The organism is Myxococcota bacterium (genome assembly GCA_035498015.1).
In the GTDB taxonomy this organism is placed as follows: domain Bacteria; phylum Myxococcota_A; class UBA9160; order SZUA-336; family SZUA-336; genus VGRW01.
The window spans coordinates 1-10874 of the sequence record DATKAO010000207.1; the positions used below are offsets into that span (position 1 = coordinate 1).

The 10874-nt window shown below is 69.5% G+C and carries 11 protein-coding genes; 6 read left to right on the top strand and 5 right to left on the bottom strand.

Annotated features, from left to right (window positions below; genetic code table 11):
• Positions 1 to 1398: alpha/beta hydrolase domain-containing protein (locus VMR86_18300; protein HTO09007.1), on the top strand; the 1398-nt coding region annotated here is incomplete at its 5' end.
• Here the strand turns inward: VMR86_18300 and VMR86_18305 are convergent.
• Genes VMR86_18305 through VMR86_18320 form a run of 4 tightly spaced genes read right to left on the bottom strand, consistent with a single transcriptional unit; the run spans position 1395 to position 5265 of the window.
• Complete coding sequence (locus tag VMR86_18305) at positions 1395 to 3260, bottom strand: NAD(P)/FAD-dependent oxidoreductase (GenBank protein ID HTO09008.1); 1866 nt, start codon at positions 3258 to 3260, stop codon at positions 1395 to 1397. The two genes, VMR86_18300 and VMR86_18305, sit on opposite strands and share 4 nt — an antisense overlap.
• Before the next feature lie 51 nt (positions 3261 to 3311).
• Positions 3312 to 3479, bottom strand: coding sequence for a hypothetical protein (locus tag VMR86_18310; GenBank protein HTO09009.1), 168 nt, complete (start codon positions 3477 to 3479; stop codon positions 3312 to 3314).
• Between the two features lie 50 nt (positions 3480 to 3529).
• Positions 3530 to 4540, bottom strand: coding sequence for a Gfo/Idh/MocA family oxidoreductase (locus VMR86_18315; protein ID HTO09010.1), 1011 nt, complete (start codon positions 4538 to 4540; stop codon positions 3530 to 3532).
• Entirely contained in the window at positions 4537 to 5265 is a 729-nt protein-coding gene (locus VMR86_18320; GenBank protein ID HTO09011.1) for a hypothetical protein, read from the bottom strand. Before VMR86_18320 ends, VMR86_18315 begins: the two co-directional genes overlap by 4 nt.
• Positions 5266 to 5378: 113 nt before the next feature.
• Between VMR86_18320 and VMR86_18325 the strand changes: the two genes are divergently transcribed.
• Positions 5379 to 7628 (top strand): methyl-accepting chemotaxis protein, encoded by a 2250-nt coding sequence (locus VMR86_18325; GenBank protein ID HTO09012.1) that lies wholly within the window; start codon positions 5379 to 5381, stop codon positions 7626 to 7628.
• A 1-nt stretch (position 7629) separates the two neighbouring features.
• Here VMR86_18325 and VMR86_18330 read toward each other — a convergent pair whose 3' ends face one another.
• Complete coding sequence (locus VMR86_18330) at positions 7630 to 8613, bottom strand: NAD-dependent epimerase/dehydratase family protein (protein ID HTO09013.1); 984 nt, start codon at positions 8611 to 8613, stop codon at positions 7630 to 7632.
• 27 nt (positions 8614 to 8640) lie between these two features.
• Here VMR86_18330 and VMR86_18335 point away from each other — a divergent pair, with 27 nt between their 5' ends.
• The 4 genes from VMR86_18335 to VMR86_18350 all read left to right on the top strand — a co-directional run.
• Positions 8641 to 9039 (top strand): DUF1801 domain-containing protein, encoded by a 399-nt coding sequence (locus VMR86_18335; GenBank protein HTO09014.1) that lies wholly within the window; start codon positions 8641 to 8643, stop codon positions 9037 to 9039.
• A gap of 413 nt (positions 9040 to 9452) precedes the next feature.
• The gene (locus tag VMR86_18340; protein HTO09015.1) at positions 9453 to 9629 is read left to right on the top strand and encodes a hypothetical protein; all 177 of its coding nucleotides are present in this window, start codon (positions 9453 to 9455) and stop codon (positions 9627 to 9629) included.
• 15 nt (positions 9630 to 9644) lie between these two features.
• On the top strand, positions 9645 to 10037 hold the full coding sequence (locus VMR86_18345; GenBank protein HTO09016.1) for a DUF1801 domain-containing protein: 393 nt from the start codon (positions 9645 to 9647) through the stop codon (positions 10035 to 10037).
• A gap of 46 nt (positions 10038 to 10083) precedes the next feature.
• A partial coding sequence (locus tag VMR86_18350) for a cytochrome P450 (GenBank protein ID HTO09017.1) occupies positions 10084 to 10874 on the top strand: 791 nt, incomplete at its 3' end.

A 10874-nucleotide genomic window follows, 5' to 3' on the forward strand; every position in this document is an offset into this window, starting at 1 on the left:
TCGATGTCGATCAACGCCCGAATCGGAGATGACATGCAGCAGCCGACCGTCGAGCTTCTCACCGGGGGGCGCGGCCGCCCGTTCGCCGCCTCGATGCTCGAAACCGATCGATTTGGCTACACGGAGGCCGAGTATGCGCTCACAGGCACGGCGACGCGCTACCGACTCGCGACCGGCGCGGAGCTCACGCGCGATGGTCACTGGCAGGCGGAACCTGCCGGCACGGCTCCGTTCCGCACGCGCCTCTTGATCTACCGGCCGACCGACCCTGCGCGCTTCAATGGCACGGTCGTGTTGACCTGGAACAACGTGTCGGCGGGATACGATCTGTTCGGCGCCGAGAGCCTGGAGCTCTTCGAGGGCGGGTTCGGGCTGGCCTGCCTGACGACGCAGAAGGTGGGCATCGTGGGTCTGCCCCCGGAGCCACAGGGTCTCGCGGCGTGGGACCCGGGGCGCTACGGCAATCTCGTCATCCCGAGCGACGACTACTCTTACGACATCTTCACGCAGGGCGCGCGAGCCGTGGGACCGAAGCGCTCGCGGCAGGCCGTCGATCCGATGGGCGGGCTCGAGGTGGAGCGGGTCGTGGCGCTGGGCGCCTCGCAGTCGGCGGGACGGCTCGCAACCTACCTCAATGCCGTGCAGCCGCTGGAGCGCTCACTGGACGGCTTCATCCTCGCGATCTACTTCGGCTCGGGGAGCCCGCTGCAAGTGGGTGACGCCGTCGTGGACCTCAATCGCCTGAGTCCCCCGCGGTCGGGCGAAGGCCTGCGCGGCAGCAACCAGCTTCGCGACGATCTGGGCGTGCCGGTCTTCGTGGTCAACTCCGAGCTCGAGGCCATCGCGTGCTACCCGGTGCGACAGCCCGACACCGACACATTCCGTTACTGGGAGTCGGCGGGCACCTGCCATGTCTCGGATCAGGTCACGCGCGAGCGGCAGAAGAAGCTGCTTCGCGATCGCGTGAAGGCGCCGCCGCTGCCGGAGGGCATCAACCGCATCCCGATCACGCCGCTCTACGAGGCCGCCTTCCACCACATGCAGCGCTGGCTGACCGACGGCACGCCACCGCCGAGGCAACCCAAGCTCGAGTTCGCCGGCGATCCGCCGCAGGTGGTTCGAGACGCCCACGGCATCGCCAAGGGCGGTATCCGCCTGCCGCAGGTCGAGGTGCCGATCGCCACCAACTCCTCGATCCCGCGCGCGCCCGACATCTTCTCGTACCTGCGCGGGTCATGCCGCCCGTTCGACGCCGACAAGCTGCGTGCGCTGTACGGCGACAAGGTCGCGTTTCGGACCGAGTTCGAATCCGCGGCCAAGCGCGCGGTCGAGTCGGGCGTGCTCTTGCCGCGAGACGCCGCGGCCCTGGTCGCGGAAGCTTCGGACTCCTGGCCCTAGCCGAACAGGTACGGCGCGAGTGTCTCCTGCGCCTCGCGCCGGTACTTGTGCCAGCGGTTGCCGCCGTAGTACGCGAGGCTGCCAGGCTTGGCGTCGCCGTGACCGTTGTAATACGAGAGGCAGTCACGGAGCGGCGCGGTCGCAACGTCCGCCTGCCGGCAGTGCTCCGCGTACTGGAGCTCCGGCTCGGGTCTCACGTCGACGACGCGCGCGCCGCGGCTGCGCATGGTTTCGAGCATCCACACGATGTAGTCGGCGTGCGCGTCGATCGCGTCGGTGAAGTTGAAGCTGCCGCCGCCTCCCTGCGGACCCGAGACGATGAACAGATTGGGGAAGCCGGCGCTGTGCAGCCCGAGGAAGGTCTTGGTGCCCTCGGTCTCCCACTTCTCTTTGAGCGTGCGGCCCTCGCGCCCTCGGATCATGTTGAAGGTCGAGGTCGCCATCCACTCGAAGCCGGTGGCGTAGATCAGCACGTCGAGCGCGTACTCCACGCCGTCGTGCACCACGCCCTTCTCGTTGATCCGCTGCACGCCGCGCGGCGCGGTGTCGACCAGGTGAACGTGCGGCAGGTTGAAGGTGGGCAGGAACTCGTCGTGGAAAGTCGGCCGCTTGCAGCCCCAGGGGTAGTAGGGCTTCAGCGCCGCCGCCGTCTTGGGATCCTGGACGATCGCATCCACGCGCGCGCGGATCTGCTCCATGATCCGGAAGTTGGTGTCGAGCTGTTTCTCGAGCAGCTCCTCCATGCTGAGCGCGCGCTCGTATTGCTTGCGCTCCTTCCAGTCGGGCACCTTGCCGGCCAGGTAGTCGTCATTCGCCTCGAGCGCCGTGCGCCCATTGGAGATCTTCGCGAAGCGCGCGCGGCGTGCGCGCGCCCAGCCTGGCTCGTTGGGCCAGCTCTTGTACTCCTCTTCGCTCGTCGCACGCTGGTCGCGTACGTCGATCGACGAGGGCGTGCGCTGGAAGACGTAGAGTGACTTCACGATGCGGGCGATCTCGGGAATCACCTGCACGGCCGTCGCGCCCGTGCCGATGATGCCGACCACCTTCCCGGTGAGATCCACGCGGTAGTCCCAACGCGAGGTGTGGAACGAGTCACCGCGGAACGTGCTCATGCCCTCGATGCGCGCGAGCTTCGGACTGGTCAGGATGCCGTTGGCCAGGATCACGAAGCGCGCGCGCATGCGGTCGCCGCGGTCGGTGATCACGGTCCAGCGCCCGGCCGCCTCGTCCCAGACCGTCTCGAGGACGGTGGTGTGGAACAGACAGCGCTCGTAGAAGCCGAACTTCTCGGCCATGCGCTGGCAGTACTCCAGGATCTCGAAGCCCGACGCGAACTTCATGCTCGGGATGTATTCCATCTCCTCGAGCAGCGGCAGATAGCTGTAGGCCTCCACGTCGCAGGCGATGCCCGGGTAGCGGTTCCAGTACCAGGTGCCGCCGACGTCGCCGCCCTTCTCGCAGAAGCGCACGTCCGTGAAGCCCGCGCCTTGGAGCTTGTGCCAGAGCAAGAGCCCCGCCAGCCCGGCGCCGACCACGACGACCTCGCACTCGTCCTCGAGCGCTTCTCGCGGCACCGGCGGCGCGGAGTAGACGTCGTCGAGGTACCGGGCGAACTCGCCCTCCATGGCCATGTAGTCCGCCGCGCCGCGCCGCACCTCCTTGAACGCGCGGTATTTCGCCTGCTCTTCGGCGTTGAACACGGCGCCGGGCGGGAGCTCGGGCAGCGTCGTGAGCGATGCGTCGGTCTGCACCGAGTAGCCCTTGCCCACGATGCGGTCGCTCGCCTTCGCCGCACGCGTCGCAAAGGACTTCCGTCCGGTGGCGGGGTCGATCCGGATCGCACTCGACGCGGGGGTGGTCACGGTTGGACGAGTCTACCTCGGCTGCGGGGAGCGCAGGGCTCCGAGACCGAGTCAGTCCTCGCGTTCGCGGTCGCGCTCGTCTATCCAGATCCGCACCGCGTTGCCCGGCATGAAGAAGTCGACGGCGAGGGCTCGCTCGTCCAGGTTCTCGCCACAGATCCGGACGTCGGCCTCGTCCGGCAGCTCTCGAAGCCGCTCGATCAGCTCGCGATTCTTCATGTCCGGACTCTACTCTCGCCGCCCGGCCGCGTCGCCCCGGCCGTGGAGAGTCAGGTCGCCCGCGGCTGGAGTCCGGCGGCGCGATACACGGCGTCGATCACGCGCATGTTCGCGACGGCGTCGTCCGGGCCGGTCGGGACCGGCGTGCCGTTGCGCACGTGGTCGATGAAGGCGCGCAGCTGGCAGGTGTAAGTCGGCTCGCCCGCCACATGCTCGACCGTCTTGCCCTTGGGCGTGCGGACACTGAGTCGGTGGTAGAAGTGCGGTGCGATCGGGTTGAAGACGCGGATCTCCCCGCGCTCTCCCTCGACGCGCAGCGCCATCTTGAGCAGGGTACGGGACCACATCGACGCGATGATCGCGGCGCTGCGCCGGTCGGCGAAGCGCAGCTTCGCGTCCATGCGGCGGTCCACTTGCGGCGACCAGAGCAGCGCCTGCGCGCTCACGACCTCGGGCTCTGCTTCGGAGAGGTGGCGCACCATCGAGACCGTGTAACAGCCGGCGTCCATCAGCGCGCCACCCGCGAGCTCCCAGCTCCAGCGGATGTCGTTCCGCATGAAGCCGAGCGGAATGGCGAGCACCGCCTCATAGTGGCGCGGCGCGCCGATGGCGCCGTCGGCGAGCAGCTGCTTCACACGCTGGGCGAGCGGGTGGTAGCGCCAGTGGAAGGCCTCGACGAGCACGCGCCCGGTCTCGCGCGCGACGTCGGCCATCTGCTGCGCCTGGGCGGCGTTCGAGGCGATCGGCTTCTCGCACAGCACGTGCTTGCCGGCACGCAGCGCGCGGATCGTCCACTCACAGTGCAAGCCGTTGGGAAGCGGGTTGTAGATCGCGTCGAGCTCGGGATCGGCGAGCAAGGCTTCGTAGGAGTCGTGCACGCGGGGGATGCCGTGCTTGGCCGCGAAAGCGCGCGCCTTCGCGGGGTCGCGCGCCGCGACCGCCAGGACTTCCGCCTCCGCCACGCTCTTCGCCGGACGGGTCAACGCCATCGGCGCGATGCGCGCCGCGCCGAGGATGCCGAAGCGCAGGGGAGTCCGGGCTCGCGAGCTCGACTCACTCATCGCGCCAGACGCTCGCACGGGCTCGGGGACTCGCGCAGGTGCTCTGCGACCCGGCGCAGGACGGCGGGCGCGAACAGCAGCGCGAGGTGGCCGACGTCGGGGACGTGGATCTCGCGCTCGTGGCGCGCGAAGACGCGCGGGATCACCAGACTGTCGGAGCCGGCCACGATCGACAGGAAGTCGACCGAGGCCGCGGCCGGGCTGGAGGCGGCGAGGCGCGCGAGCAGGGCCGAGTCGGGCCGCAGCTCGCGCCCGATCCGCGACCAGAGCCAGTACGCGTTGTAGGTGCCGGCGTGCGGTGTGCCCAGCGTGATGCAGCGGTCGACGCGGCGCGCGCCGCCGAGCTCCTGCAGGTACAGGCGTGCGACCAGCCCGCCCAGGCTGTGACACACCAGATCGATCCGGCCGCCGCGCACGTGGCAGCGCAAGTACTCGCGCAGGGCCACCGCGGCGGGCTCGACCCCCGCGCTCGACGCGTAGTCGAACGACAGAACGGGACCGAGCCCGCGGAAGCGCAGGTACTGTGCGAGCGGCAGCAGCGCGGAGCGGTTGGACAGATAGCCGTGCACCAGCACGACGGTGCGCTGCTCGCGGCGCCGCGGCGTCCGTGCCTGCGACTGCACGAGCCCGAACGGGTAGAGCGCGCCGATCGCCAGCAGTCCGAGCGCCTCCTGGGTGACCAGGCGCCAAGTCGGCGCCCGCGACGGCGGGTAGTCCTGGATCATGGGCAGCTCCTGCGGCGAAGCGTACCGCCGCCGTGTCGGTGCGGCGAGTTTGAGTCGAACCTCGATCCGGACGAAGCACCGTAGACCGAGCTTCCGTTCGGGGGAGAGGCAAGATGCGACTGGGGCAGATGTCCGTCGGGCGGATGCTTCTGCTCATGGGCGCGTCGTTTCTCTTCCCGACCACCCTGTCACTCGTGCTGCTGAGCCGGAACCTGACGCACGACATCTCGATCGCGCGGCTCGAGCAGGCGGGGCTGCGCTACCAGAAGCCACTGGTGGACATGCAGGTCGCGCTGGTGAGCTACGCCGCGCTCTCGCGCGTTCGCTCGGGCGCGGAGCGCGAGGCCGCCGCGGTGGTCGATGCCAGCTTCCAGGCGCTGGAGTCGCTGCAGGCGGAGCTGGGCGAGCGCCTCGAGACCACGGCGGAGTCACTCGCCGCTCACGAGAAGGACGATCTCGAGCTCGGGAAGCTCGAGGCGGCCTGGCGGGAGATCTCGGCCTCCGGGGGAGACTCCGGCTTCGACCGCGACGCCAAGCTGAGCGAGCTGGGGGCACGGGTTCTCGCGCTGATCTCTCACGTGGGCGACAGCTCCGCCCTGATCCTCGACCCGGATCTCGACTCCTACTACCTCATGGACCTGACCACGGTGGTGATCCCGCAGAGCATGCAGCACCTCGACGGCCTGCTGGCGAAGAGCGGCACCGCGCCGTCGGGTCGGCCGCTCGACGACGGCGACCGCATCGAGGTGTACACGCTGGCGGCGCTGATCCAGGCGAACGACCTGGAGCACGCGGCGGCCAGCGGGCGAACGGCGCTCCGCTCCGACGCAAGCTTCTACGGCACGAGTGAGTCGCTGCAGCGGCTGCTGCCACCCGCGCTGGAGAGCCACGGCATGTCGCTGCTCGGCCTGCTCGCCAGCTCGCGGCAGCTCACCGCGGCGCGCGATGCGGGGGCTCTGCGTGCAGACGTGTCGGCGGCGGCGACCCGGGCGCTCGACGCGAGTCAGAGCTTGTGGGGGGTGGCGGCGTCGGAGCTGTCGAAGCTGCTCGACGCGCGCAGCGCGAGCCTGGAGCGCGAGCGCGCGCTGGCGCTGCTCTTCGTGGTGGCCGCGCTCGCCGCCTCGGCGGGCCTCGCCTATCGCATCGCCGCCAACATCACCGGCCCCCTGGCGGAAGCGGTCCGGCTCGCCGCGACGCTGGTCGGCGAAGATGCGACTGCAGAGAACGCGCGGCAGGACGACGGTCGCTCGAGCGAGATCCTGCGCGCCACTCGCGCGCTGGGGGGCCTGGCGAAGTCGCTGCGCGGCCTGGTCGGCCGGGTCAAGGGCACGGTCGAGACGCTCGCGCGCTCGGTCGCCGAGCTCGAGCCGGTCGCGCAGACGATCGACCGCAGCTCGACGGAGCTGAGTGACAGCTCGCAGGTCATGGATCGCGAGGTCGAGCGCGCGGCGCAGAGCCTGTCGACGGCGGCTGCGGCCGCCGCGCAGGCGAGCGACGGGGTGCGCGAGCTGGCGACGGGCTCACGCACCGTGCGCGCAGAGATGGAGGCGGCGCGCGCGGACGTGGATTCGGTGAACGAGCTGATCCGCTCCGTCTCGGCCGCGGTCGAGGAGCTCTCGGCGTCGCTGGCCGACGTGTCGAAGAGCTCGAGTCACTCCGCGACCATCGCGGAGAACGCCGGGAGCAGCGTGCGGCAGACCACCGGCGCGTTCGAGGCGCTGAACGACTCGGTCCACGAGATCGGCAACGTCGTCGGTCTGATCAGCGAGATCGCGGACCAGACCAACCTGCTGGCCTTGAATGCGCGCATCGAGGCGGCGAGCGCAGGCGAGGCGGGACGCGGCTTTGCCGTGGTGGCCAACGAGGTGAAGGATCTCGCGCGCCAGACGGCGCTCGCCACGCAGGATATCGACACGCGCATCTCGTCCGTCCAGTCGGCGTCGCGCTCCGCCTTCGAGGCGATCCAGCGCATCATGGCGCTGATCGATCAGATGCAGGAGAACACGCGCAGCGTGGTGACTGCCGTCGAGCAGCAGACCTCCACCAGCGCGGACATCGCCTCGAATCTCTCCCAGGTGGTCGGACGCACCGATGCGATCGCGCACGCGGTGGCGAGCGCGGCCGACGCCAGCGGGCGCTCGGCCCGTGCCCTCGAAGAGCTGACGGCGGTGGCGGGGCGGCTCTCCAGCTCGGTCGAGGACGCGGCCGGCATCGCCGGCGCCGCGCGCGTGGTCGTCGCGACCGTCGATCGCTCGGCGCAGGAGAACCGCGGAGTGTCGCGCGTGGCCTTGGGTACGGCCCAGCGCGTCGCGGCCGAGATGGCGGCGCTCCGCGAGCTCCTGGGCGAGTTCCTGGTCGACTGAGTCAGCCGGCGCGTCCGAGCTCGGCCAAGAGCGCGTCGTCCGCCGCGAAGTCGAACGTATACTGCGCGCGCCCCTCGCGCCGATACCACTCGTACGAGTCACGGTAGCCGTCCTCGATCGAGAAGCGCGGCGTCCAGTCGACGTCGCGCAGGCCTTTCTCGATCGACAGCAGCGCCGAGCCGGTGAGCGCCTCGCCCCAGTGCACCAGCGGCGGGCGCTGCTTGCGCGCGAGGTCCATCGGGACCTCGACGAGGATCGGCTTCACGCCCATCGCGCGCGCGATGAGATGCACGACGCCGACGATGCTGGTGACTTCCCCACCCGACACGTTGTAACACTCGCCCAAGGCCTTCTCGTTGCCGACGAGCGCCGCCATGAAGCGCGCGACGTCCTGGATGTGCACGAGCTGGAGCGCCGCGAAGCCGTCACCCGGAATCAGGATCGGCCGCCCTGACTCGAGCCGGGCGAAGAAGGCGGGGTCGCGCGTCGCCTGGGGGCTGCGGGGTCCCAGGGTGTGACCCACGCGGAGACACGTCGCGGGAAAGCGGCTCGCGCGCCATTCCCCGAGCAGAAGGTCTTCGCACTGCACCTTGCCCACGCCGTAGGCCTTGCGCGGGTCCGGGTCGTCCGGCGCGTGGCGGCGGAAGTCTTCGCGGATCGGCTGGACGAAGCTGCGCCGGTACACGGCCTGCGAGCTCGTGAACACGTAGTGCGCCACGCGCCCGCGGAACAGCTCGAGCATGGGCACGACGTCGGCCGGCACGTAGGCCGTGTTGTCGAATATCACGTCGAACGCGTCGCGGTGGCTCTCGAGCGCGCGCTCGAGCTCGCCGGGCACGCGCCGGTCCGCGTGGATGCGATGCGCACCCGGGGGCAGGGGCGCGAGGTGACTGTTGATCACGGTCACCTCGTGACCGCGCCGGGCCAGCTCGAACACGAGGTCGAGCCCGATGTAGCGATTCCCGCCGGTGACCAGGACTCTCACCCGGGTACTCTACCCGAGAGGTCTCCCTTGGGTCAGCTCTTGCGATTTCCCACGGCAGCGCGGCACGACCCCGCGGTCGAGGACTGGCTGCGAGCGCATCCGGATGAGCTGGGCCGGATCGCCAGGACCTGGTTCGAGTGCATGCGCGCCTGTGGGGACGACGTGCGGGAGCTGTTGCACGACGGCCATCCCACGGCGTGTGTCTCCGATGCGGCGTTCGGCTACGTGAACGCGTTCCGGGCACACGTCGACGTCGGGTTCTTTCGCGGGGCGGAGCTTGCCGACCCGGAGTGTCTCCTGGAAGGCACCGGCAAATTCATGCGTCATGTGAAGCTCGGCCCGGGACGAAACGTCGATCGCGCGGCGCTCACGAAGCTGATCGAGGCCGCATACGCCGACATGAGTGAGCGCCTTCGCGTAGGATGAGTGCGGAAGAGTGCTCATGCGTGTGCGATCGATCGCGGTGCACGACCTTCACGGCCAGCGGAGCGCTGGGCGATGGCCTCGAGGGCTGATCTTCAACGCAGGCGGTCCCACGAGCGCCAGCCCAGCGACACCAAGCTCGCCCTGAAACAGAGTCAGTCCGTCAGGCTGTCGGTGGCCTGGATCGGCGCCGCCGGGTTCGAGGTGTTCAAGGTGGACGCGAAGCACGCGAAATGGTCGCTCTTCGTCCGTTGCGCCGGGCCGCTTCAATGACGTGAGAGAGTGAGCGCCAGCGCAGCCCGCTCGATTCTACAAGCCGTCTTCACGAGAGCCGCGCGGGGCGCTGCGTCCCCTGGAGCTCCCGCGCGGGCTGGCCCGCCGCTTGCTCGTCTCCGACCCAGCAAGGAGGCGAGCCCATGCGAACCATCCTCACGATCTCGTGCGCCCTGGCGCTCGGAACGGTGGCCTGTTTCCCCGTGCCCGTGCCCGTTCCGGAACATCACCATGACCCCAACGTCGTGATCTACGATCATGACCCGGGCGGGGGACGTGACTGCTGGCGACACGAGGACCACTGGGACTGCCGCCGCTGATCTAGGATTCCGGGCATGAAGAAGACGAGCGGGTCGGGGAAGCGCGAGTCTCCGTCGCGCATGATCGACGCGCGCATCCGCGAGCTCGCTGACTGGCGGGGCAAGCTGCTCGCCCGGATTCGCGCGCTGATTCACGAAGCCGACCCCGACGTCGTCGAGGAGTGGAAGTGGCGTGGAGTCCCGGTGTGGGAGCACGACGGCATCCTGTGCACCGGGGAGACCTACCAGAGCGTCGTGAAGCTGACGTTCGCCCGGGGCGCGTCACTTTCCGACCCCGCGGGTCTCTTCAATTCCAGCCTCGAAGGCAACACCCGCCGCGCCATCGACTTCCACGAGGGCGACGCGCTCGACGAGCCAGCGCTGAAGGCGCTGATTCGCGCGGCCGCGGCCCGGAACCGGGCCGTTTGAGATCGACCCGGCTCGCACTTAGACTCACGGGGCCGAGGAGGTCCCCATGTTCGAGCCCAAGCTTCCCGCGAGCGTAGACGCGATCCGCTTCGACGATCCGGCGTTCTGGAGCCTGCCGATCGAGGAGCGCGAGGGTGCATTCCTCTTGCTGCGCCGCGAGCGGCCCATGGCCTTTCACAAGGAGTTCGAGCCACCGCCGAACATCCCCTTGCCGCGCGGGCCCGGCTACTGGTCGGTGACCCGGCATGCCGACGTGGTCACGGCGAGCCGGCGCTCGGACCTGTTCTGCTCGGGCAAGGGCGTGAACATCGCGGACCTGCCCGCGGAGATGAACGAGTTCTTCGGCTCGATGATCGCCATGGACGACCCGCGCCACGCGCGGCTGCGCGGCATCGTGTCGCGCGGCTTCACGCCGCGCGCGCTCGGCAAGCTGCACCACGACGTGGAGCGGCGCGCGAAGGGGCTGATCGATGCGGTGATCGAGCAGGGCGAGTGCGACTTCGTGACCAAGATCGCGGCCCCGCTCCCGCTCGGGATCATCTGCGACATGATGGGCATTCCCGAGAGTCAGACAAAGTTCGTGTTCGACCAGACCAACATCATCCTCGGGCTGGGCGATCCGGAGTACGTGACTCCCGGCACGAGCCCGATCATCGCCGCGCTGAACGCGGGCGGCGCGCTGGTCGCGCTGATGAACGAGATCGGCGCGGAGCGGCGCAAGAACCCCAAGGACGATCTCACCAGTCAGATGCTGCACGCCCAGATCGACGGCCAGGGAATCACCGACCAGGAGCTCGCGTCGTTCTTCGTGCTCCTGGTCGCAGCCGGGAACGAGAC